The organism is Virgibacillus aidingensis (assembly GCF_010994035.1).
In the GTDB taxonomy this organism is placed as follows: Bacteria; Bacillota; Bacilli; order Bacillales; family Amphibacillaceae; genus Virgibacillus_N.
Genome location: NZ_WIXN01000010.1, coordinates 62,906 through 87,329, shown reverse-complemented (window position 1 = coordinate 87,329; position 24,424 = coordinate 62,906). Strand labels below are relative to the sequence as shown.

The following is a 24,424-nucleotide window of genomic DNA, read 5'->3' as shown; positions in this document are numbered from 1 at the left end:
CTCTTAAAACGGGTATGATGACATCCAGTGAGGTGTTTACATGAATTTAAGGAATTTTATTCAAAGAACAATAATGCTAATGTTAATTACAGCTGCTCTTTACGTAACATTATCATCTATTTCCAATGTCTCATTTACACATATTGAAGCATGGGCACAGGAAACCGCAATAAGTACTGGAGCTCTGTCCGGTGAACGGGAAGTGCATAGACAGATAGCATTAAATGAAAAAAGACTTAATCATATGAAAGAAAATAAAAAGTTAATATCCAGTGAAGATATTGAAGGACCGCAAACACTGGAAGAAGCAGTTGCAATGGAGGAATATCCGAGCGCAACCGTGGTGGCCACCGGTTATACAGCCGGAGTGGAGTCCACCGGAAAATCACCAGATCATCCCCAATACGGAATTACTTTTTCCGGTGTTCAAGTTACCAGAGACTTGTATTCTACTATAGCAGCTGATCTGGATGTTTACCCAATAGGGACAGTTATGTATATCCCTGATTATGGTTATGGCGTGGTTGCTGATAAAGGCAGCGCCATTACTGGGAATAAAATTGACTTATATTACGAAACCGTAGAAGATGTGTTTTCCCAGTGGGGGAAAAAAGAACTTGATGTTTACATCGTGGAAATGGGCAATGGAAATTTAACAGAGGAAGAATTACTTGCATTAAATGAGGACGAGTCCATGCAGGTATTCAGGCAGCAAGTTATTGAAGAATATTAATCACAGTGGGTAATCCCGGTGATGGCAATTTTTAGCTATCCCGGGATTTTAAGTTGGCTGGTTGTATAAGTGGTACTAGCGTTTCATCATGTATGAACTTCTAAATACTGCAGAAAAAATTCAACCTTACGTACCATAAAACCTTTATTTTAATGCAGAGAAATCAGGGAATATTTTTAATGGAAAAAAGCGGGTGCAATAGAAACAAAGCATTGGCTATTCATCAATAAATTAAAGTAAATCAACATATAAAAAAAATCCTTCATCAGTATGAAGGAGGATATAGTTTTCCAAATTTAATATAACGGATATAGTAAAAAGGCAATCGCCACGCCGGTCAGCCCGCCGAAGAATACTTCAATTGGCTGATGGCCGAGCAGTTCTTTCAAATCCTGCCTGATTTCTTCTTCCTCTTTCTTATTCCAGTCCTTTGATGTTTCGACCAGCGTTTGAAAATCTTTCCTCAGCTGGTTCAGTACAACTGCCTGTTCACCGGCCTGTCTTCTCACACCGGAGGCGTCAAACATAATGATAACGGCGAAAACGACAGATATAGCAAACATGGTGGAGGTGACATCTTCCACAATACCCACCCCTGTGGAAAGAGCCGCTACAGCTGCCGAGTGACTGCTAGGCATGCCGCCGGTACTGAAAGCCAGTCCCGGTTTAAATTCTTTTGTAACAATAAACCGAAGTGGGATTTTAATTACCTGGGCAAAAACGATCGCAGACAATGCAGCCCAAAGCGGGAAATTGAGGAAAACTTCCATGGTATGCGACATCCTTCCTGCTGAATAACATTGATGTTATTTTATCATATTTGTGCAGGTAAAGCATGCTTATATGATGACAGATTAATTTAAATGTAAAAAAACTAAAGACCTCTTCTCAAGTGAGGCCTCTGTTTTGCAACATACGAATTATTTAAACCCGGGAAAGACTTGCTGAGATACGTCTGGCCGCGCCTGTCATGAACATGGCAGCCAGTCCGGCCATTGCTGCATCTTTTACAAGGAATGGAATCATACCTGCCCAAGCCAGCCCAAATGTGATTGGGATTTCCAGCCATAGATTCATGGCTGCATACATATAGCTTACGCCAATGGAGTAATTGAGAACCAGCCCAATAATTGATATGCCGAGATATCGGGGGAAGGATTCTTTTTTCATTTTGTCAGCGATCCAGCCAGTGAAAAAAGCAACAAAGATAAATGAAATGATAAAACCCCCGGTTGGGCTTACTAAAGCCATCGGACCTCCTGTTAAACCGGCAAAAACCGGTACTCCGGCTAACCCTACAAAAATGTATGTAATAATAGAAATGGTTCCCAGTTTCCTTCCCAGCATTAAACCTGCTAAAATGGCAAAAAAAGTTTGAAGTGAAAGCGGCACGCTTGCTCCGCCAATTGGAACTGCCAAAAACGGAAACCAGACAGTAATATTTGCACCGATAGTCATAAGACAGACAAATACTGCCCCATAAGTTAAATCAATTGCACGTAATTTTTTCAACGGTTTTTCCTCCTTACTGATTTGATCATAAAGGGAATTCCGGTTGTTGTCAACCTGTTATTTTATCGGTTAACAATAATTGCGGGCAGTGAAAACAGAGTATAATCACAAGCATTAAGGGAAGAGTATGTTCGGGAGAATATCACCTGCAAAGGGTTTTGGTGGGGTTTTCTGTATAAAACAGTCAATTAAAAGGGAAGGAATGTCTTAGAGATGTGGTCTCATGGACAAAAGGATCCAATGAAAAGCAAAAACTGTCGATGAGGTGTGGGCTCATGGACAAAAGTAGTCAGAAAAGTGGTGGAAGTGTCCTTGAGGAGTGGTCTCATGGACAAAAATCTCCAATGAAAAGGCAAAACTGTCCTTGAGGAGTGGTCTCATGGACAAAAACCTCCAATGAAAAGGCAAAACTGTCCTTGAGGAGTGGTCTCATGGACAAAAACCTCTAATGAAAAGGCAAAACTGTCCTTGAGGAGTGGTCTCATGGACAAAAGGATCTAATGAAAAGGCAAAACTGTCCTTGAGGAGTGGTCTCATGGATAAAAACCTCCAATGAAAAGCAAAAAACGTCGATGAGGTATGGTCTCATGGACAAAAGCCTCCAATGAAAAGCAAAAACTGTCCCTGAGAAGTAGTCCAGTGTACAAAAGTATCAAGGAAATAATTAAGGCGGTCTTTTTGTTATATGACGACTTCCGCGGAGAATAACCTATAGAGAGGCGATGATCGCCTCCCCGAAATTTATTTAATGGCAGCTTCCAGTGCAATTTCCATCATTTCATTAAAGGTGGTCTGTCTTTCTTCTGCTGTTGTTTCTTCCCCGGTTAAAATATGGTCGGAAACGGTAAGTACGGATAAAGCCTGGCGGTCAAATTTCTGTGCCAGCGTATAGAGGGCTGTTGTTTCCATTTCAATGGCCAGTACATTATATTTTGCCAGTAATTCATTTACCTCTTTTGCATTGTCGCGATAAAATGTATCGCTTGTAAATACATTTCCGACACGCAATTGCAGCCCTTTTTCTGTTCCTGATTCATAGGCCGCTTTCAATAAATCAAAATCGGCAAGTGGTGCATAATCAATGCTTCCGAAAATCAAACGGTTCATCTGGGAATCAGTAGTAGCACCTTGGGCGAGAATGACGTCCCGGACGCGGACATCCTTTTGAATTGCACCGCAAGTTCCTACACGAATCAGTTTTTTTACATCATAGCTTTGAATTAATTCGTTTACATAAATGGAAATAGACGGGACTCCCATTCCCGTTCCTTGAACGGATACTCTTTCACCTTTATAGGTTCCGGTAAAACCAAGCATGCCGCGAACGTTATTATATTGAGATACATCCTCCATAAAATTTTCTGCAATAAACTTTGCCCGAAGTGGGTCACCGGGCAGCAATATTTTATCAGCAATTTCTCCTTCTTTTGCGCCAATATGTACACTCATGTTTTATTCCTCCTTTTCAAAAATAAGTTATCATAAGACATGGCTAAAAACAAACGATTACCAAAGTTTTGGTCCATAGTTGTCGAAACTTCAACCATTTTATTTTAAAAAAGCTATTTTATTGTATATAATAGGTGTGGTTCAGTTATACACCAAGTTTTGTATGAAATTTGTAATAGCAGATAAAATTATTTGAAAAGGATGCGATTTTTATGAAGGAAAAAACGTATAAAATTACTGCAGATACAGGTGTGCACGCACGTCCGGCTACATTGCTGGTTAATAAAGCAGGCCAGTATGAGTCTGAACTGGAATTAACATATAAGGAGAAAACGGTAAATCTAAAATCCATCATGGGTGTCATGTCCCTTGGGATTCCTAAAGGGGCAGAAGTAAAAATTTCTGCAACAGGCGGAGATGAAGAAGACGCACTGGCTGGTGTGGATGCAGTCATTAAGGAACACCTTGGAGAATAAAGTAGTGCGGGAAGAAGGATAGGAAATAGAGCATATATTTCTTATGCTTCTTTTTTTATAGGTATTGATTCAGTGAAGGATGATAGATTTATTTATTAAGAAAACTGATAAAAAGGAAAATGGAATTAAATCGAGCAACAGACATCATGAAGGAGGGGAATTTATGGATGGACAAGTAAAACAGTATTTTTCCGATTTGGAAGCAGAAGAAAAAGACGTCCAATATGAGGCGTACAAAAATATTATTGCTGAAACGGAGAAAGAAGTGGATTGGGCTTATGAGGTTTGGAATCAGCTGCTGGAAGGTTTGAAGGACGGGGATAACCATAAGCGGTCCAGGGCAGCACAATTTCTGGCCCATTTGGCAATCAGTGATCCGGAAAAAAGAATCTTAAGTGATTTTCCGGCATTATGGAAAGTCACCTATGACGAAAAATTTGTCACGGCAAGACATGCATTAAACTCGGTTTGGCGGATCGGATTGGCAGGAGAGGAACAGCTGGATATAGTCCTGGAGCATCTTGACCATCGATTTAAAAATAGTATAAATGAAAAAAACTATACACTAATCCGCTTTGATATTATTCAGGGGCTAAGACATCTATATGATGCAGTGGAAAAGCCAAAGATCAAATATCTGGCACTGGATTTAATTGGCTTGGAAGAAAATCCTAAGTATAAAAAGAAGTATGCAGCTTTGTTCAGAAACACTTGATTCGTGTTAGACGGGATATAATTGAACAAAAAAGGAAGCATTTTTTCAAAATATATGGCTTAGTGAGGCTTAGTTCATTGTTCCTGCTCGCTCGATATACTTGTAATTACATGGTTATCGCAAATGGCTAACAATCATGCTGATCAGGTTGGTGCAACTTATTTTTTCCCGCCATCATCACGGATGGTAATAATAAAAAATCGCACATGACTGGGATCCATGGCGATTTTCACATACACTCAATAGTAGCTTTTCTTATAAATATTCTCTTCCAAGCCTTCCAGCTTCTGTAAGGCTGCCTGGTTAAAATCCGATTCTTTTTCCTGCAGCTTTTCTCTATATACCTGTACAGCTTGTTTTAAGGACGGCCCGTATTCGGGAATTTCCTCATTATATAAATGAACTGCCGGTTTTTTGACATTCATTTTTTCATGATGGGCAAGTGCTTTTCGTTCATGGAAAAATACCCCTTCGACTTGGCCGGGATTATGAATATCCCCTTGCAAGGGGTGCTTATAAACAGCAAGTACTTCAATTAAGTAGCGTTCCCCTCTGTCTTCTATTACTTCTCCTATGTAAGTCCCTGAATTATAATGTGCACGTACAATGTCGCCAATATTTACTTCTGCCATAAAAAACAATCCTCCTTAGCCTTATTGTGCCAAAAATGATGCAGATAAGCGAATAATACACATTAGTAAAGGTAAACCGTCCATCAAACACTTTCTTACAGCTCTCAGGGTTTTGCAGGATTGTAGCAGGGCAGAATTTTATCGAGCATTAGAGCACCTTTCATTCAATGCCTTTATAATATATATAAATTTTGATATACTGTTCGAAGAAGGATGTGAGTAAAAATGATGCCGTTTCTTTATTTTCCGGAAGATAAATCGGAGTATTTGCCGGCAATTATTGTATTAATCATCTTTACCATTTTAGCAGGCGTAGCAATGTACCTTTTTATTAAAAAGTCCAAAAAGGATGAACAGAAATTTAATGAAAAGTTTGATCAGCGAATAAAAGAAGCGGAAGATCAAAATTAGAGAAAAACCTCCTCCATTGAGAGGTTTTTTTGATTAGCATTTTCATAATTGCAGATACTACAGGAAAAGTACTTAAAAAGGAGAAAGAGGTATGCGTTTTATTTTTTTTCTCATTGTTCTTTTCCTGGTTTCCTGTCAGTCGGACGAGCAGACGGCAAGAACGGTGGAAATGTTTAATGCATCGGGGGATATGGTTGGTACTGCAAATTTATCGGAGCAGCCGGATGGAGTGCAAATTGAACTTCAACTGGAAGGGCTGGAGCCTGGTTTTCACGGCATCCATGTACATGAAAATCCGGTATGTGAGCCGCCGGACTTTACAAGTGCAGGCAATCATCTGAATCCGGAAGGCAATGAACATGGATTGATGCATCCGGATGGATCCCATCTTGGTGATTTGCCAAATATTGAAGCGGATGACGGAGGACTTGTGGAAGCAGAATTAATGCTGGCGACGGCTACCATGCTCGATGGCGCCAATTCTATTTTGTCGGGTGAAGGAAGTTCTTTAGTTATTCATTCAGGGCAGGATGATGGTGTCAGCCAGCCGGGCGGAGAGGCAGGCGAGCGGATTATCTGCGGCGAAATTTTGGCTGACCCCGACGCTGAAGATGAAGCAGATGATACACCGACAGATCCGACACAGTTTAATGAGGATCAGGGCGAGTAGTATAATTTAAGAAACTAAATTTAACAATAAGCTTCAAGCAAACTGCAGTTTTTAAAACTTAGGCGATTTGCCCCATGACGCCAAGGAAAACTCAAATTCCGATTATGAAAAATATAAACATTATTTATTAATAAGGAGCAATGGTTTAACAAGGCGATTATTTAATTAATCGTCTTTTTTTATTGCTTAGTTTTTGACTTGTGGATAATTTTTAGTATGGGAATAGCCACGTTCAGCTCCAGCGCCAGCGACTAACGGATTTCCTTCACCTCCGTACGATAAGTTAACATCAGCTCCTGTCGCCGCTGTGTTTCCTTTTCACTCTTCAAGCATTCACTAAGATTTTACCTTCGTAAAGTTAATTTTATCTATTCTCCTGCAGCTCAGCCCAGTCCAAGCGCTTGCGTTTTGTTTATAAAAAACGCAATACATTTTTGGTATTATGTTAGTATAAAGTGTAATGATATTGAAGAAAAGTAGCTGGTTATTGGGTATGTGATGGTTAACTTGTATTCAGTAATCGGTTGAAATGAGGCGAAGCAAAGTTGAAAATGACAAGCAGGATTCAAGAGGAATATAGAAAAAACAATAAGTTATTTTTTACTTTGAAAGCAGCATATTGACGATTTACTTTGCCGTACGGGTTATATTCATTTCTATTTCTGGATTGATGAGTTCTAGTTCCTTTTACTGCTGTTCCGGATGAATTATTTTTTGGTATGTTCTTTTCTGTGGGCTTATCTGATGTTGTTTACCTCATTGAAATGTCCGTTACTGGTTTAATTAAATGTTGGAATCGGGTCGTTGGAAAAAAGGAGGTATGTAAAACGGTGCTGGATCTTTTGTATATAATACTTTTTGTCGCTATTATTATAGTTATACCAATTGTTATAAGGAGAAGAAAAAAGGCAGGTGTTACTGGTATAAAAAGTGCGTTGACCTCCATTTGTTTTTTTCTTATCGCTACCATAAACCTGTTAGCTTATTGGCTGGATTTTATGGGTTTGTTAAGTTGGGCAATCACTGTTGTCCTGTTAATTGCTGCCGCTTATTTCACAAAATATTTTCCTGTTCCATACAACAGCGGTTAGAAGTTATCGATTAAAAACAAGGAGTGTTTAAAATGCCAACTTGTCAGAACTGTCATCATAAATGGAGCTGGAAGCAAACGTTTAAAAGGTCTTTTGCTTTTGCTTTTTCTGATGGAATGACATGCCCGTATTGTGAAGAAAAACAATATATGACATCGCGTGCTAGAAAGATAAGCACTGCCATTCCATTTTTCGTCCCTTTAATTATGCTTGGCAACCTTATCTTTGATCCTTCCTACTTTTTCTTAATTATGCTAATAAGCTTAATCCCAATCATTTTTGGGCTCTATCCCTTTATAATTAAACTATCCAACAAAGAGGAGCCACTTTGGTGACTTCTTTCAACGGTGTTGTTGAATAAAATACATAAAAAAGCCCAGATTGAAATCTGAGCTTTTCTATACTATTTCTACAGTTAGTTATACGCATGATGTTATTTTAATTAGATTATTTTTCCCGAGCCACTGCCACGGCACCGATTATTCTCTTAACCCCTTCTTCCACCATAGCTTTTGGACATCCTAAATTCATTCGCATGAATTGATCGCCTTCTTCCCCGTATTCAATCCCGGCATTGAGCCCTACTTTTGCCTTTTCAATCATAAATTTTTTCAATTCCTTATTGTCCATGTTTAATCCGCTGCAGTCGATCCAAAGCAGGTAAGTGCCTTCCGGGTTAACAACTTTTAATTCCGGGGTGTTTTTTGCAAATGTATCGATGACATAGTTTTTATTGTCATTGATGACAGACAGCAGCTCATCCAGCCAGTCGCCTCCATGCTTATAGGCAGCTTCAATGGCCGCATTTCCCATCGTGTTAAGCATATGAAATCCCTGTTTCCCTAAGTGTTCATTTAATTTTAATCGGAGATCCTTATTTTTTGTCACGATAAAAGAGGCCTGCAATCCGGCTAAATTAAAGGTTTTGGAAGGAGCCATCATTGTTATCGTGTTTTCCGCTATTTCCTCTGAAAGAGAAGCAATCGGGATATGTTTATTCCCCGGTAATACCAGGTCAGCATGAATTTCATCTGATATAATGAGTACATCATATTTTAAACAAAGTCGTGCCATCTCTTCCAGTTCCTCTTTTTTCCAAACACGTCCTACTGGATTGTGCGGAGAGCAGAGGATGAATGCTTTTACACCTGATTTTAGTTTTTTCTCAAAATCCTGAAAATCAATGGAGTAATATCCATCTTTATAAATAAGTTTGTTCTTCACCAGCTCACGCTCATGGCTTTCGGTCACTTTATAAAAAGGTCCGTATACTGGTGTTTGGACAAGTACTTTATCATTTGGTTCTGTAAATGCCTGTATGGCCATGTGCAGACTGGTTACTACGCCTGGGGAAAATGTCAGCCATTTTTGATCGATTTCCCATTGATGACGGTGTTTCAGCCAGTTAATAATTGCCGATTCCACATCATCGTCAATAATGGTATATCCGTAAATGCCATGCTCCGCCCGCTTGATAAGTGCATTGTTCACGGCTTCCGGTGCCTTGAAGTCCATATCGGCAACCCACATCGGCAATATGTCAGATGTCTGGAAAACCGGTTCCAGCATGTCCCATTTGACGGAGCGTGTATTTTTTCTATCATGTAATTCAGAAAATATACTCATTTATCCACCCTGCCTTTCTATTCTCTAGTCATTATACCAAATAAACGGATAAACATGCACGGTTGGAAGGATGGGAAAAAAGCAAAAAAAAAAAAGCAAAGCGTTATACGCCTTGCTTACAGGGGGAATACGAGAAAGTCTTACAGTTATAGTTATACCCCGGTAAACAAAATATAAACATATTTTTTAAAAGTTTTTTTAAAAACTTGAAACATAGACGGGGGAAGCTGTCGTTTTATAGAGGAAGGGCAGTTTGAAAGGGGGTTTCCATGTGGATGAAAAATTAATCCGCCGCGCCAAAGAAAAAGATGAATCAGCATTTGAAGAAATTATTGATACATATAAACCGGTTGTGGAACGGTTTGCTTTTCAATTCGGTATTAATCATACACATCTGGCAGATATTGTCCAGGAAACTTTTATTAAAATTTACCGGAAGCTGGATCAATACCACAGGGGAAAGTTTTCCACATGGATCTACCAGATTACGTTAAATACGACGAGAGATTTTTACCGGAAGCAAAAGAGAGAGCAGGCACTAATCCAAAAGTCAATGGAACAGGAGAAAGAAAATATTTCTGCCGGCTATTATTTTGAAAGAGAGGAACATGTTCTGCTGCATGAGTCGATACAGCAATTGGAACCGAAATATAAAGCGCCGTTGATATTATATTATTTTCACGATAAATCATATGAGGAAATTGGAGTTATTTTAAAAATAAAACTCTCTGCAGTCAAGACGAGGTTACACCGTGCGAAAAGAAAATTGAAAAAGATCTATGAAAATGAAATTGGAGAGGAGGGAATAGATATTGAGCGACAAAAAATTGGATGAATTACTCTCCGGATTAAAGCAGGATTATGAAAAAATGCCTGAGCAAGTGGATAAACAGACAATTATGCAGCGTATATTCATAAAAGAAAAAACGCCCCGCTTTCGAAAAGCAATGCCGCTTATTGCAGTTATCGCCGGTTTGTGTTTATTTATGCTCATTTCTCTCCCTTACGTTAATGAAAATGATCAGGCGGATACGAATCCGAACTACCTGGAAATGTATTATTTAAATGCGTTGGAGAATTTTAAGGAATCACTGGGACTGGAAGAGGTAGAAGAATTTTATCCAGTGAAACAGGCCGAAGCCGTTGTTGAGAACTATCATTCTTCCGCAGATTCAGCTGCCTATGAAACCGCAAAAAAAGAAATTGATTATTTATTGACAACTCCCGGGGAAATGGTAAAGGAAGCAAAAAGTAAGGGTGAATTTTTTGCTGACGATGAACAGTTTAATAATATAACATCCTATTTGGGTTCCTCATTTCAAGACTATTTTTCTGATCTGCTGGTGAAATATAGTATACAGCGGAAAGATCAGGATGAGATATTAAGTGCCCGAAATAATCCTGAAAACTATCAGGGTCCAAAGGAAATAAAGGATTTTCTTATCGTGCTGAAAGAGCAGGGCTTCAGGGTGTCCAGACGTGAAGGTGTTAATCAGTTATGGATACACACAGATTTTTCCTGGCAGCTTGAACAGAGTGAAGGGCTTTCCGGGAAAGAAGGTTATATGCATTATCTCGAGCTTATGGGTGATATCGCAGAAGAGGAAATTCCATGGCATGAAATGGATTCCATTCTATTGGAGATAGAGTATATCTATAATACTTATCCGGATGAACGGGAAACTATTTTTGAAAATACTGCTCTCCTTTCGCGAGCAGCTGAATACTTAAGAGTATATTTAAATTTAGCTGCAGTGTCGGAAAATGAAATAAAGCCGGAGGTGTTGCTGGAGGAATATAACAATTTCCTGGAAGCGCATGAAGATTCCCGTTTCTCGGAAATTATAAAAGCAAGGGCAGACTCATTGGAAAAAGAGTCTGGAAGCTATTTAAACCTTAATGTGGAGTTTGGGATATTATATCTCCTTTTTAATGAACAATTTGAAGGAATTACGTTTAATGATATTGTCAGTCTACATTATGATGACCGTTACCGTGCACAGGATATTCAGGACAATTATTTGGCGTATGCTGAAAAGGAAGATAAAAATTTACTTAAAAACCTTGAAGGTACAGAAATGGTGCTGTTATATAAATATGCATTTGAAAGAAGCAATGCAGCGCTTTATTCTACACTGTATGCAGGGGAGAGCAAATGGAAAGGATATGATACGGAAGAATTGCATGAAACATTGTTGGACGAAGCCTGGATGGATATTTTTGAACATGCAGGGTATATGGTAATGGAGGAGAATTCTGCGGGAGACCAGATTACTGTCAGTTTTATCATTAATAACGAAGCAGGCGCAAAAATGGAATGGGTAATGGAGGATGGAGCATGGAAATTGATTGATCAGTTGGTGGAAGATATCCCTCAAGTAGAGACGGGTTTTTAAGAATCTCCCAACAGAAAAAAGTAAGCCCTGTACAGCGTCAGAAATAACGAATAAAAGAAATCAGAGGGGAATTATTTTAAAAAGTTTAGAAGTATTCTATATTAAAACCACCAGTATTTTAATATTAAAACTAATAGCAGGATAAAAAAAGTAAGCATGTAAATTTTACATGCTTACTGTAAAACTATTATTCAAGCCGTCTTTTCAAAGTTTCCCGATCCGTTTCAAACCCGGGTTTTCCAAGCAGCGCAAACATATTTTTCTTATATGTCTCGACTCCCGGCTGATCAAACGGATTAACACCAAGCAAATAGCCGCTGATGGCACATGCCTTTTCAAAAAAGTAAACAAGGTAGCCGAATGTATAGGCATCCAGTTTAGGGATATCAATAACCAAGTTTGGCACGCCGCCATCTGTATGTGCCATTAGTGTTCCCTGAAATGCCATATCATTAATGTCATGCATCGTTTTTCCTGCCAGGTAATTCAACCCATCGGCATCATCAGCTGTTTTTTCCACCACTATTTCCCTGTTGGACTTCTTCACATGCAGCACCGTTTCAAAAAGATGGCGGCGTCCATCCTGAATGTATTGCCCCAGAGAATGCAGATCGGTAGTAAAATTTGCAGAAGATGGATAAATGCCTTTTCCGTCTTTACCTTCGCTTTCACCAAACAATTGTTTCCACCATTCGGAAAAATAATGGAATTTTGGGTCATAATTAACGAGCAGCTCTGTCGTTTTCCCTTTTGCATATAATAAATGACGTACAGCAGCATATTGACTGGCTGGGTTTTTAGAAAGAGCGGGTGCTTCCAGTTCCTTTTTCGCCAGTTGCGCCCCCTGCATTATTTTCTCTATGGAGATACCGCTGACAGCGATAGGAAGCAGGCCGACTGCGGTGAGAACGGAATAGCGCCCGCCGACATCATCCGGGATTACAAAAGTCTCATACCCGGCTTGATCACTGGCATCCCGCAATGCTCCTTTTTGCTTATCCGTTGTTGCATAAATCCTTTTTGCCGCTTCCTTTTTTCCGTATTTCTCCTCAAGCCATTTTTTAAAAATACGGAAGGCGATGGCCGGTTCCGTTGTAGTCCCGCTTTTGGAAATCACATTGATGGAAACATCTTTATTTTCAAGGACATCAAGTAAATCACTGATATAGTCAGAACTTAAATGATTTCCGGCAAAAATTATTTGAGGCGCATTTCTCTCTTCTTTTGAAAGCATATCCGAAAATGAATGGGAAAGCATGTCAATAGCCGCTCTTGCGCCAAGGTAGGATCCTCCTATGCCTATGACAAGCAGCACATCCGAATCCTTTCTAATTTTATCAGCAGCTATTTTTATTCGGGAAAATTCCTCTTTATCATATGTATTTGGCAGATCAAGCCATCCCAGGAAATTACTGCCTGGTCCTTTTTTTCCGTGGAGCTCTGCTTGTGCAGTTTGCACGCAGGTTTCCATGTTTTCCAGTTCATGTTCCGCTATAAAAGGTAAAGCATTGCTATAGGAAAAATGAATATATGCCAAAATGATCCTCCTTATCCTCAGTTATCACTTTTATTATCATATTATCGCTTTCATACTTTACTGGCAAAAGAAAAGAGGTAATTTTGGATGAAATAAAAAAACAGCAAATCCACAGAATTGCTGTTTTTTTATTAAAAACTATTTCTTGGATTGTTCAATCCACTCTTCCAGTTTGTCTTTTAACGTATTAAAACCTGCAGATTGATTATCCTGCTGCTTGGAAGCTTGCTTCTTTTTTGGCTGGGAAGCTGTTTTGGGAGCTTCTTCTGTAGCACGAATAGATAAAGAAACCTTATTTTGCTGCTCATCTACATTCAATACTTTAACTTTTACTTCGTCCCCGACAGCCAAATGTTCATTAATATCTTTTACATAACCATGTGTTACTTCAGAAATATGAACCAAGCCCTGCGTGTCTTCGTCTAAAGCGACAAAGGCACCATACGGCTGAATGCCGGTTACTTTTCCTTCCAGTATTTGACCAGCCTCGTAATTGTTTGTCATGGTGACCAACTCCTATTAACATATATTCGATTCTTTTTACACAATAAACTATTCTAGCATACCGGGTATAATGAAGCAAAAGATATATTTTCTTTGTACTTCGTATATACCCCGAAATGGAATCAAATATTTATGAAAGACAGTAAAATATCGCCTTTTTTAACCCTGAAGCCGGCCGGAGGATTCATATGATACTGATCATTTCGGATAACCCCGAGCAAAATTTGTTCTTTTTCCGCATGAAGGGCGGATATATAGTTAAAAGGTTTGTCATCCAAGTTATCCGGAATTTTAGTATGATAGAACTGCTGGGTTTTCAGCAGCTGGTATATATCTTCAAAGGGTGTTGCTTTTTTTAAGTGGGAAATTTCATGAAAAAATAATGTGCTCATGAAATCATTCGAGCGTACAATCGTTGTGGCCCCGGCACGCAGCGCATTTTCAATTTGTATTTTCGAAAGTATTTCGGCAATAATCGGAATCTGTTTATTATTCCCCCTTACCGCAACTGTGGTGAGAATGGTCATATTATCCGCCTGCCGTTCACTTTCTGAAATATCAGCTGTAATCAGGACGCGATCTGCCAGCTTTATATTTGCTTTTTCCAGTGTGTGGTCTTCTGTCGGGTTTCCCTGTACAAAATGAACCGGGAAGTCCTGAAAAGAAATATGGCGCAGAGAATGATCAATTAAAACAATCCGGTACGATGGTTTATTTTTCAGTAAAATCTCAATCAGCTGTCTGGTCCGTTCATTCCATCCAATCATAATAATATGCCCGTTCCCCTTAAAGGAAAGATTTCCTTTTTCCAAATCCTGTTCATGCTGAAAGGCTGCAGTTGATAAAGAAGATATGTAAAATGCAATAAATGCGCCACCGGTTAGAATAAGCAAAATAGCAACAATTTTTCCGGTAGTGCTTAAAGGAACATAATCCCCATAACCAACTGTTGCCCCGGTAACAAACGCCCACCAGATGCCATCAAATATAGTGGGGAATTGTGCAGGTTCTATAAAATGGATGACCAACCCAAATAGGAGCATAAGGATACTGATGGTTAAAAGCAAACGAATAATAATAGGAAGCCGGAAGTAAATTTGTTTTGCATATCTTATGTTCATAAGTTCACCTTAGTATTTGTTTTTTAGCATCGTCTGGCTCCAAGTCCGGTGATAGTGAATCTTTATGATGGGACGAGGAACCACTGTACTGAAGTCCCAAATATTTCCAGCGGGACGAGAACCCCTATACCGAAGTTCCGGGTTTCCAGGACGGCACAAGTCAGTACGGCCCCAAAATTTTCCGGCAGGACCATTCGGCACAGTTTGTAAATTGTTTAACGGGCGTTTGCACCATTGTTTCTAGTATGGACATAAATTTAGGAAACCTATACAAAAACGGCCGGAATGGAAAGTCCGGCCGCCGGTGAATTATACATCCTGCAAAGTATGTTTCAAGCTTTGGTAGACATCATCCCAGAAATCGGTGTTGTCCCGGAATGATTTTGTTATAAAGAAAAGCATTTCCTTGAATTTTTCATCGTAATCCTCTGCTTCTTTGTCGGGAAGCTTTGCTCTGGCTTCGTCAAAGAATTTCTGGAGGGTTTCTGCACGCGGTCCCCATTTTGCTGCTTCATTTCCATCCTTGTCAATGAAGATAAAAATAGGGATAGAACGTGATTTGCCGTTGGTTAAGTATTGATCCATCAATTCCAGATTGTCATCCCGGAGCAGCATGCGCACGTCCATATTACCGGCTTCCGCCAAACGCAGCAGGATGGGAATATTGAGCATTGCATCTCCGCACCAGTCTTCCGTCAGGACGATCACCCTTAAGTCATCTTCCCGTAGTTTCCGAAAAAAAGCATCATCCTTCGGAAGTGTATATTCATCATAAATATGGAGGAGATTCTCCTTGTGTTTTTCCATGGATTCGATGTAAACATCCGGAGACATCCCCTTTTCATACCATTGATTCAATTCCATTTATCACCGTCTCCTTTTCTTCGTACTTAATCAGATTTTATCAATTAACAATCTGCCCGTAAACAAAAGTGATTACACTGTGGTAGTATAGGAAAAGATAAAAAAGCATGAGGAGGATCCTATATGACTAATATAAACCGGGAATTTTTAACAACACTTTTAAAAACACCTTCGCCATCCAGTGATGAAGTGCTGATTCAGAAAAAATGGATCAATTATGTACAGGATTTTGCTGATGAGATTCGAACAGATGATGCAGGCAATGCGATTGGTGTACTGAACCCTAATGCCTCATTTAAAGTATTGCTTGCAGGGCATTGCGATGAAATTGCCCTCGTCATTAACCGTATTGACGAGGAAGGTTTTTTACATTTTGATAAGATGGGCGGCATTAATCCAAAAGCGGCCGTTGGCATGAAGGTAACTGTGCTGGGGTATAACGAAAGTGTTACTGGTGTAATTGGTGTAAACGCTCAGCATCATGGGGGATTGAAAAATGATTTTGGCCTGGAGGATTTATTTATAGATTGCGGATATAAAACAAAAGGGGAAGCTGAAGCGTTCGTTCAAATTGGAGATCTTGCCGTCTATAAAACGGATCCGGAAATTTTATCGGGGCGTTATATTGCCGGAAGGGGACTGGATAATCGAACCGGCGCATTTATTGTTGCTGAAGTGTTGAAGCGGCTTAGTCAAAAGGAAATTCCTGTCGGGGTGTACGCAGCAAGCACAGTGAATGAAGAAACAAATATGGGAGGGGCCTATTTTGCGGCAGCAGGTCTTGAACCGACGATGGCAATTGCTTGTGATGTTACCTTTGCAACGGATTACCCTGGTGTAAACAAAAATAAACATGGGGACGTCCGTCTGGAAGGCGGGCCTGTTCTGGCAAAAGGGGCGCCAATCAATAGAAAAATAAACAAATTGCTGGAAAATGCCGCGAAAAAACTGAAAATGGATGTACAGTATGAACTAACACCAAGAATGACGGGAACAGACGCAGATAAAATGCGCCTCACCGGACGAGGCGTCCCGGTCTCTCTAGTATCCCTGCCATTGCGCTATATGCACTCACCCGTGGAAACGGCAAGCTTTAAAGATATAGAAGAAGAAATCGAATTGCTTGTCACCATGATAAGTGAATTGACAGGAGAAGAAAGTCTCAACCCACTGAAGTAAACAATTAAATATTTATATGGAAAATGCAGAGGTTTTTCTTATAACTCTGCATTTTTTGCTGCAGTTAAAAAACTTAAGTGCAGCATGCTAAGGAGTAATGGAAAAAAGATTAAAGTATGACAAAGTAGGTAGATCAAACTATTATATGTATGAAAAAACTGACTAAATAACTGATTTTTCAGGAGATTTTGTTTTATTTTCTGATGCCGGGAAGTCGGATTTGCAAAATTGATCTGTTGTACTAGGTAATATGAATGAGTATAAGCCTATTTTATCATTTTCGTTGCACGGGTTATAAAAATGTGGATATAGTACTTTTTTTTAGGCTGCGGTTAAGTGTCAGCTAGTCTTAGCAGGTAGGAAAGTGTATAAAATTATAATACTTTTCAATCTGCATCAGTACAGCTAAGGCTTTCGCCATCAGGGGTCGGCGGCAATTCGTGTTTACGGGATTTTATTTTTTTCGACAATAATAACGCACTCATCGTCTGTGTATTAAATAAGAAGATGGATTAAATAGATTAAAAATAGTTAATTAGGCTGATGGTCTTACAAGATTTTTGCATGACTTTTATAATGGACACTTGTATTAAATCAGGTTAAAAGAACTAATTAATATCTTTTTATTAAAAATATTTATATGTTTATAACATTTCATTGTTTTACTAATAAATAAACGATAGTTATAATCTGTAATACATAGAAATATTGCATTTCTATTACAGAGAAATAAAGTTCAATAGGTTAATTTCCACTATATGAAAACGATTACATAAGTAGTTATATTGTTTTATAGTTTTAAGCAAAGTTCGAAGAGATTTTTTATCCTGCGTTAAGGAGGGGGTTGACGTGTAATAAAACTATCTACAGAACTTGTACAGTGCTCCAGAAGTAAATTTGACAGATGATTAAAATAAAGAGCAGGAGGAGTAAAATGAAGAAAAAAAAAGTAAGACTGTTATCTGTTTTATTTGTGTTCACGCTTCTATTTCAGATAACCGTCCCGGCGGCATTCGCTGATAATACGGGCAGTGAACCGGATAATCCGGGAATTAAGGATGAGCAAACGGATGAAGGGGATCTTGGGATGGTCGTAAGTGCACATCCGGAGGCATCCAAGGTTGGAGCTGAAGTACTGAAAAATGGCGGAAATGCCGTAGATGCTGCTGTAGCAATGCAGTTTGCCTTAAATGTGGTGGAACCGCAGATGTCCGGTATCGGCGGTGGGGGTTTCATGATGTATTATGATGCCGAAACAGAAGATGTATCCGTGATTAATAGCAGGGAGCGTGCGCCGGCGGGAGCGACACCTGATATGTTCATTGATAAAAGTAATACCGTCACCGGGGAAGGGAAATTTTTGCTCGGTGCCAATGAGCTGAATAATGAGGGCGGCGGGGAATTCCATATCGATGAAGTCACTGTTTTTGATGTGGATGCAACCGATGAGGAGCCTGCTTTTCACTATGATTTTTCAGGGGAGCAAGGTGCGAGCTGGGATTCTGAAAAATTTGCACTGGATGAGCGCGGGACAACCTTTACTATTGCTGAAGAAGGCGGAAAGATTACATTTGGCCCGCCTGTCGGAAATAATCGTACATCATTTGGAAGAACAACTTCTACAATGGAAGAAATGGAAAACAGTGAACTGCTGATGCGTTTTCGGACAGATGATCCTGGGGATGACCGTCGCTTGCGCATCTGGCTTCGGGCGGATGATTTCAGGCCGGGAAGCACGTATGCCCAAAACGGATACGGCGTTGAAATCGAAACAAGATCAAATACGGTAAAACTTATCCAATCAAAGGATTCCAGCACTTCCACACTGTCTACATTTAACTATGATAGTACGACAGATTGGCAGTCATTGCGCTTCCAAGTGGATGGTGACGAATTAAGAGTGAAACTATGGGATGATGCAGCCGAAGAACCCGAAGAATGGAATATCAATACTTTTGCCGGGAGTGTCATGCCATTTCAGGAGCGGGTGCGCAGCGGGCTATCCGTTGGAGTTCCCGGTACATTAAAAGGACTGGAAACAGCATTGGATGAATGGGGAACACAGCCGCTTGAATCATTAATTGAACCATCCATCACATTGGCAGAGGATGGAGTAGAGGTAAATTGGGCGGTTGCAAATTCCATTGCCAGCAATGCGGATAAATTGTCCCAAACAGCTGCAGCAGATGTATTCCTTCCTGATGGAGAACCTTTGGAAGAAGGGGATCTGCTCGTTCAGGAGGATTTTGCCAAAACACTTCGTTTAATTGCTGAACAGGGCACCGAAGTATTTTATGGGGGTGAAATTGGTGAAGCATTAGCTGAAGTAGTACAGGAGAATGACAGCAGCATGGTAATTGATGATTTGGCTGGTTATGATGTTACGCACGATGAGCCGGTCTGGGGTGAGTATCTTGGCTATGATATTGCATCAATGCCGCCGCCAAGCTCTGGTGGTCTGACTATGCTGCAAATGCTGAAAATGTTTGAGGAGCTTGATTTAACCCAGTATGATGTAAAGTCTGCTGAAAAATACCATTACATGGCAGAAGCTATGCATCTGGCATATGCGGACAGAGGAGAATACATGGGAGATCCGGAGCACGTAGAGGTTCCAAGAGAAGGACTGCTTCACCCGGATTATATCAGTGAGCGGGTGGATCTGATTGATCCTGACCAGGCCAATCCAAATGTGCAGCCGGGGAACCCGTGGGCATATCAGGATGGTGAACCAACACAAGGAGTAACACAAATCGATGACAAAGTGGACGGAGAAACCACACACTTTACAGTAGCGGATCAATGGGGAAATCTCGTATCCTATACAACGACTATTGAACAAGTGTTTGGATCAGGGATTATGGTACCGGAATACGGGATTATGCTGAACAATGAGCTGACGGATTTTGATGCTATTCCAGGCGGCGCCAATGAGGTGCAGCCGAATAAACGGCCGTTAAGCAGTATGACACCAACGATCGTTCTAAAAGATGATCAGCCATTTATGACAGTTGGCTCACCTGGAGGAACGACAATCATTACATCTGTGCTGCAAACTATTGTCAATGTGATTGGCTATGAGATGGATTTGAAGGATGCCATAGAGGAGCCGCGGATATTCAGCAGTTCTTATCCTTCGATTCGCTGGGAGTATGGTATTCCGAGTGATGTAAGAGCACAGCTGGAAGAAATGGGACATGCCTGGGAGAGCAGTAACAGAGAAATAGGCAACGTAAATAGTATCTTGCTCGATGAGGTATCAGGAACGTATTATGGTGCAGCAGATTCAACGAGAGAAGGAACAGCTATTGGAGTATCTTCTCTGGAAGAAACCGTGGAACAAATGCTCACACTAGTTGAAGAGTACAGGGCAGATGGAAATATTGCGGATAACGATGTCGCACGACATTTCCAAACACACTTGACAGCTGTAGGTGTTTATGAAGATGCAAGCCAGCTGGATAAAGCATCCAGGCATATGGAAAGCTTCCAATTACTGCTTCAGTATCAACTGGACAATGAAGCCATATCCGAAGAGGCTTTTGAAACGTTGAATTCTATTGCTGAGGCATTAGTCGAGGAGTGGAGCAATAACTAAATTTTATCCCTGTGACAGGAGGGATCTTGTCACAGGGCTATATCACAATAAAAACAGGGAGGAATTATCGTGAAAATTAAAAAACAATTAGGAATGGGGATTATGTCAGCGGCGTTGGGAATTTCACTTATCGGAGGAGGAACGTTTGCCTACTTCAGTGATACGGAATCAACGGAAAATACGTTTGCCGCGGGTACATTGGACCTGGCAGCGGAGCCGACGGAAATTATTAATGTGGAGAATATTAAACCGGGAGATTCCATGATTCGCACATTTGAACTGCAAAATAACGGATCCCTCGATATTGACCGCGTGTTTCTGGATACAGAGTATACTGTGGATGATGCAGAAGGAAACAATACCGAAGACTTTGGCGAGCATATCGAAGTGGAGTTTCTATACAACGTGGACAAGCTGGATGAAGTTGTATTCAGCACAACCCTTGCTGAACTAAGAGAAATGACACCGGAAGCAGTCGGTGAGCATGCATTAAATCCAATTCTTGGTGAAGGATTGCCGACTGGAGATTTTGACGATTTAGTAGTGAAGTTTAACTTTGTCGATAACGGCGAAGACCAAAATGAATTCCAGGGAGATACACTTAATCTCGAATGGACATTTACAGCAACACAAACAGATGGAGAAGAGCTGTAAGGAATAAAAACGCTGGGACAAAGGGACAGGTTATCTGTCCCTTTGAAAATAAGACAATGTAATTATAAATGCATGCCGTCCAAACTTTAATAAAGGAAAGCGGCGTCTGTAAAGTTATTCAACAAAATTAGGCAAATCCAAAACTTTACGGTGGGACGAGAATATTTCGCAGTCCAAAATTTCTATGATGGGACGAGCATTTAGTGCAGTCCCAAATCTTTACGGTGGGGCGAGCATTTAGCGCAGCCCCAAGCACCAAAAAGGAGGAATAAATAATGTCCAGATTCAGTAAGCGAATTGCAATGCTGGTTATTTGTGGTTTTTTGCTGGTTGGAACATTCCTGCAAACACCAATTGGACAAGCTCAGTCTCAAGACATGGATTTTGATACGATTATTAAAAATGGAACCATTATAGATGGCTCCGGTCTTCCGCAATATGATGCGGATATCGGGTTGCGGGATGGAAAAATAGCACGTATCGGTAATCTGGAAGACTATGCTGCAGAAACAGAAGTGGATGCAGAGGGGCTGTTTGTCACGCCAGGATTCATTGAACTTCACAGTCATGCTTCACTGGCAGCACTTCAGGAAGCCAAAAGCTCTCTTACGCAGGGCGTGACGACCGAGTTGCTAAGTGTGGATGGCGGAGGTCCTACTGATATAACAGAGCGCCACGCACTTGAGGAAGATGGTCTGGGAATAAATATTGGCGCCTATATCGGCTTTAATTCCGTTTGGGAAGAAGTGGTTGGTGAAGATGATCGGCGGGCAACAGATGCAGAAATAACTGAAATGCGGGGATTGATTACACAGGCTATGGAGGATGGAGCCTTTGGCGTTTCTGCCGGCTTGTTTTACAGACCTGCTTATTATGCAACAACTGAAGAGGTCATTGATGTGGTAAGTGCTGCAAGAGATTGGCGTACAAATTTCCCGCATCATATCAGAAATGAAAATAATGAGGTAGTAGAAGCTACAGCTGAAACGATAGAAATTGGAGAAGAAGCAGGGCTTGTTCCTCATATTACCCACATGAAAGTAATGGGGCCGGATAATTGGGGTAAATCTGTTGAAACGGTAGGGCTGATTGAAGAAGCAAATGCCCGCGGCACCTATGCTACGGCAGATGTTTATCCATATCTTCGCAGTCAGACTGGCTTGACGGCGATTGTCCCTCCTTGGGTAGAGGATGGTGGAAGAGAAGCAATGCTTGAGCGCTTTGCCGACCCTGAACTTCGCCCGCAAATTGCAGAAGAAATTGAGGAAATTATGCATAGCAGGGTAGAAGGACCTGAGGATGTATATTTTCCTACAAGAAGAATGACACTTGCCGACTATATGGAACAAGGTTTTGGCTATTCAAGGAATGGTCAGGCGCTTTTAGGATTTCTCAATTTTGACTACGACAGTGACATCACCTTTGATATTGATGAAATAAGCGTGCAGGATTTGGATGGAAATACAGCTTTTGCATATGATTTTACAAATAGTGAAGAGTGGGATTCCGACTCATTCCAACAGTTATTTTCCTATCCTTCCAATGCGGTAAATTACCTTGTGGAAGATAATATTGGAAAAATTGAAATTGATGAACGGATCCAGGGGAATGCCAGTGCTTACGGAAAAATTACCCCGGTGATGGATCAGCTTGAAAACAATAGTGAAGCTTTTATGCGTTTTAAAGTCAGTGATGTAGGAAATAACCAGCGGATCAGATTCTGGCTGCAGGCAGATGACTTTAGCTCAGGAAGCTCCTTTCCGGTAAACGGTTACGGTATTGAATTGCACCTTGGCAATGACAATCTGGTTTTATATGGAAGAGAGGATGGCAGCTCAACAAACTACGGCAGTGTTGATGCCAATATGACAACCGAATGGCATTCGTTGAGGGTGCGTGTGGAAGATGATCATCTCATGGTTCGTCTCTGGAATGATGAAAATGAGGAACCGGCTGAATGGGATATGATAGAGGAAATTCCGCTTCCGGAAGATGATGAAGATGAAGGAGAGCTGACACCGGGAGAAACTACAATGCGTATTTTGGAGACAGAGGGAAGCTTAAGATCCATTTATAATTTCGGACATGAAGAGGATTTTCAGCGTATTCTTGAAAACCCAACGACAGCAATTGCATCAGATGGCGGTGCTACTACATCTGCCAGTACCCATCCAAGAAGGTATGGAACACAGCCAAGGGCACTGGGCAGGTATGTAAGAGAAGAAGGTCTTGTTGATTGGGAAACGATGATCCAAAAAATGACCGGTTTGCCGGCTACTATCATTGGCATGACAGACCGAGGGTTTATTGCTGAAGGCATGGCTGCTGATATTACCATATTTGATCCGGAAACGGTGATTGATAATGCGACATTTGATGATCCAAAACAATATGCAGACGGAATAGAATATGTACTTGTCAATGGAGAAATAGCCCTGATAGATGGCGAGTTGACAGGGATTCAGCCAGGTAAGGCATTAAAGCGTGCTGCCAACATGCCAAGCCGTCCGATGACAACAGAGTCAGTTGAAATCGAAGAGGCAGGCGAACTGTACGATTTAGATAATCCAGCTTCCCTGACAGGAGCAGAAATGGAATTCTCTCTTCAACAAGGGGAAGAAGATATAAAAGCTGATGGAACTTTTGTTGTACAGGATAGCAATGCCGGGATGAATTTTACTGCAACCGGATTCGGAAAAGTACAGACGGCAGACGGCTGGACAAGCTTTACCGGCCGGGGCTTGTTGAATGATGAGGAAGAAAGGACATTCCTTGTCATTGTGGACGAAAATGAATCCAAGATAACGGATGAGCGTCAAACTGTAACCATTCAGATTGAAGGAGAAGAGGAAATAAGAGGATTTTTAGGTGAACCGGAAGAGACGAGTATTGATAATATGATTCAGCTCGTTGATGAATACAGAAATAACGGTGAAATAGAAACTGATGAAACAGCCAGACACCTGAATACGCACTTGACTGCAGTGAGTGCTTATGAATCTGCAGGCGAAACGGATAAAGCGGTAAGACATATGAATAGCTTTAAACAATTACTTGATTTCCTTGAGTCAAATGGAGAGATTTCTGAAGAAGCTTCCAGCATGTTAGAAACACATGCCGATGATTTGCTGGAGGAATGGCAGCAGGAATAACTGTTTGATACGACACCCCAGTGGAGCATACATGATCTTTTCCGCTGGGGTGTATTTTTTTCAATGGAGGTGATATGGAACATACAGTACCGGGCTGGAGGTCA

General features: G+C 40.7%; 22 protein-coding genes. 13 read left to right on the top strand and 9 right to left on the bottom strand.

The genetic code is table 11. From position 1 onward, the window contains the following. Positions 1-40 precede the first annotated feature (40 nt). A complete protein-coding gene (locus GHD25_RS10420) occupies positions 41-733 on the top strand; it encodes a 3D domain-containing protein (protein ID WP_164216549.1) in 693 nt (230 codons plus the stop codon). A gap of 296 nt (positions 734-1,029) precedes the next feature. Here the strand turns inward: GHD25_RS10420 and GHD25_RS10415 are convergent, their stop codons facing one another. The 3 genes from GHD25_RS10415 to deoD all read right to left on the bottom strand — a co-directional run bounded on the left by GHD25_RS10415 (position 1,030) and on the right by deoD (position 3,694). Then, positions 1,030-1,503 (bottom strand): divergent PAP2 family protein, encoded by a 474-nt coding sequence (locus GHD25_RS10415; RefSeq protein ID WP_164216547.1) that lies wholly within the window; start codon positions 1,501-1,503, stop codon positions 1,030-1,032. Between the two features lie 154 nt (positions 1,504-1,657). Next, positions 1,658-2,245 (bottom strand): biotin transporter BioY, encoded by a 588-nt coding sequence (locus GHD25_RS10410; RefSeq protein WP_205601352.1) that lies wholly within the window; start codon positions 2,243-2,245, stop codon positions 1,658-1,660. A 741-nt stretch (positions 2,246-2,986) separates the two neighbouring features. Then, the gene (deoD, locus tag GHD25_RS10405; RefSeq protein WP_164216545.1) at positions 2,987-3,694 is read right to left on the bottom strand and encodes a purine-nucleoside phosphorylase; all 708 of its coding nucleotides are present in this window, start codon (positions 3,692-3,694) and stop codon (positions 2,987-2,989) included. A 212-nt stretch (positions 3,695-3,906) separates the two neighbouring features. Between deoD and GHD25_RS10400 the strand changes: the two genes are divergently transcribed. Together GHD25_RS10400 and GHD25_RS10395 are read left to right on the top strand one after the other, a co-directional pair. Next, the gene (locus GHD25_RS10400; protein ID WP_164216543.1) at positions 3,907-4,170 is read left to right on the top strand and encodes a phosphocarrier protein HPr; all 264 of its coding nucleotides are present in this window, start codon (positions 3,907-3,909) and stop codon (positions 4,168-4,170) included. A 163-nt stretch (positions 4,171-4,333) separates the two neighbouring features. Continuing rightward, the gene (locus GHD25_RS10395; RefSeq protein WP_164216541.1) at positions 4,334-4,885 is read left to right on the top strand and encodes a hypothetical protein; all 552 of its coding nucleotides are present in this window, start codon (positions 4,334-4,336) and stop codon (positions 4,883-4,885) included. Between the two features lie 239 nt (positions 4,886-5,124). Here GHD25_RS10395 and kapB read toward each other — a convergent pair whose 3' ends face one another. Then, positions 5,125-5,517 (bottom strand): kinase-associated lipoprotein KapB, encoded by a 393-nt coding sequence (kapB, locus tag GHD25_RS10390; RefSeq protein WP_164216539.1) that lies wholly within the window; start codon positions 5,515-5,517, stop codon positions 5,125-5,127. A gap of 225 nt (positions 5,518-5,742) precedes the next feature. On the opposite strand from kapB, the gene GHD25_RS10385 reads away from it, so the two are divergent. The 4 genes from GHD25_RS10385 to GHD25_RS10370 all read left to right on the top strand — a co-directional run bounded on the left by GHD25_RS10385 (position 5,743) and on the right by GHD25_RS10370 (position 8,024). Beyond that, positions 5,743-5,928 carry a hypothetical protein gene (locus tag GHD25_RS10385; protein ID WP_164216537.1) on the top strand — a complete coding sequence of 62 codons (186 nt, stop codon included), beginning with the start codon at positions 5,743-5,745 and terminating at the stop codon, positions 5,926-5,928. Between the two features lie 91 nt (positions 5,929-6,019). Then, positions 6,020-6,598 (top strand): superoxide dismutase family protein, encoded by a 579-nt coding sequence (locus tag GHD25_RS10380; protein WP_164216535.1) that lies wholly within the window; start codon positions 6,020-6,022, stop codon positions 6,596-6,598. A 731-nt stretch (positions 6,599-7,329) separates the two neighbouring features. Then, a complete protein-coding gene (locus GHD25_RS10375) occupies positions 7,330-7,689 on the top strand; it encodes a hypothetical protein (protein ID WP_462943597.1) in 360 nt (119 codons plus the stop codon). Between the two features lie 32 nt (positions 7,690-7,721). Next, complete coding sequence (locus GHD25_RS10370; protein WP_164216533.1) at positions 7,722-8,024, top strand: TIGR04104 family putative zinc finger protein; 303 nt, start codon at positions 7,722-7,724, stop codon at positions 8,022-8,024. A 112-nt stretch (positions 8,025-8,136) separates the two neighbouring features. Here GHD25_RS10370 and GHD25_RS10365 read toward each other — a convergent pair whose 3' ends face one another. Then, positions 8,137-9,315: a MalY/PatB family protein gene (locus GHD25_RS10365; protein WP_164216531.1), complete on the bottom strand. Its 1,179-nt coding sequence runs from the start codon at positions 9,313-9,315 to the stop codon at positions 8,137-8,139. A gap of 271 nt (positions 9,316-9,586) precedes the next feature. Between GHD25_RS10365 and GHD25_RS10360 the strand changes: the two genes are divergently transcribed. Both GHD25_RS10360 and GHD25_RS10355 read left to right on the top strand, forming a co-directional pair. Then, positions 9,587-10,150 (top strand): RNA polymerase sigma factor, encoded by a 564-nt coding sequence (locus GHD25_RS10360; RefSeq protein ID WP_164216529.1) that lies wholly within the window; start codon positions 9,587-9,589, stop codon positions 10,148-10,150. Next, positions 10,128-11,711: a hypothetical protein gene (locus GHD25_RS10355; protein ID WP_164216527.1), complete on the top strand. Its 1,584-nt coding sequence runs from the start codon at positions 10,128-10,130 to the stop codon at positions 11,709-11,711. The genes GHD25_RS10360 and GHD25_RS10355 overlap by 23 nt, the downstream gene beginning before the upstream one ends. Positions 11,712-11,898: 187 nt before the next feature. Here the strand turns inward: GHD25_RS10355 and GHD25_RS10350 are convergent, their stop codons facing one another. The 4 genes from GHD25_RS10350 to GHD25_RS10335 all read right to left on the bottom strand — a co-directional run bounded on the left by GHD25_RS10350 (position 11,899) and on the right by GHD25_RS10335 (position 15,737). After that, positions 11,899-13,248 (bottom strand): glucose-6-phosphate isomerase, encoded by a 1,350-nt coding sequence (locus GHD25_RS10350; RefSeq protein WP_164216525.1) that lies wholly within the window; start codon positions 13,246-13,248, stop codon positions 11,899-11,901. 138 nt (positions 13,249-13,386) lie between these two features. Then, positions 13,387-13,752 (bottom strand): S1 domain-containing post-transcriptional regulator GSP13, encoded by a 366-nt coding sequence (gene yugI, locus GHD25_RS10345; protein WP_164216523.1) that lies wholly within the window; start codon positions 13,750-13,752, stop codon positions 13,387-13,389. A gap of 122 nt (positions 13,753-13,874) precedes the next feature. Then, a complete protein-coding gene (locus tag GHD25_RS10340; protein ID WP_164216521.1) occupies positions 13,875-14,873 on the bottom strand; it encodes a potassium channel family protein in 999 nt (332 codons plus the stop codon). A gap of 309 nt (positions 14,874-15,182) precedes the next feature. Further along, on the bottom strand, positions 15,183-15,737 hold the full coding sequence (locus GHD25_RS10335) for a thioredoxin family protein (protein ID WP_164216519.1): 555 nt from the start codon (positions 15,735-15,737) through the stop codon (positions 15,183-15,185). A 123-nt stretch (positions 15,738-15,860) separates the two neighbouring features. Between GHD25_RS10335 and GHD25_RS10330 the strand changes: the two genes are divergently transcribed. The 4 genes from GHD25_RS10330 to GHD25_RS10315 all read left to right on the top strand — a co-directional run bounded on the left by GHD25_RS10330 (position 15,861) and on the right by GHD25_RS10315 (position 24,320). Continuing rightward, complete coding sequence (locus tag GHD25_RS10330) at positions 15,861-16,916, top strand: M20/M25/M40 family metallo-hydrolase (RefSeq protein ID WP_164216517.1); 1,056 nt, start codon at positions 15,861-15,863, stop codon at positions 16,914-16,916. A 934-nt stretch (positions 16,917-17,850) separates the two neighbouring features. Next, a complete protein-coding gene (gene ggt, locus GHD25_RS10325) occupies positions 17,851-20,514 on the top strand; it encodes a gamma-glutamyltransferase (RefSeq protein WP_164216515.1) in 2,664 nt (887 codons plus the stop codon). A 69-nt stretch (positions 20,515-20,583) separates the two neighbouring features. Next, entirely contained in the window at positions 20,584-21,168 is a 585-nt protein-coding gene (locus GHD25_RS10320; protein ID WP_164216513.1) for a CalY family protein, read from the top strand. A 275-nt stretch (positions 21,169-21,443) separates the two neighbouring features. Beyond that, a complete protein-coding gene (locus tag GHD25_RS10315; protein WP_164216511.1) occupies positions 21,444-24,320 on the top strand; it encodes an N-acyl-D-amino-acid deacylase family protein in 2,877 nt (958 codons plus the stop codon). Positions 24,321-24,424: the final 104 nt, after the last annotated feature.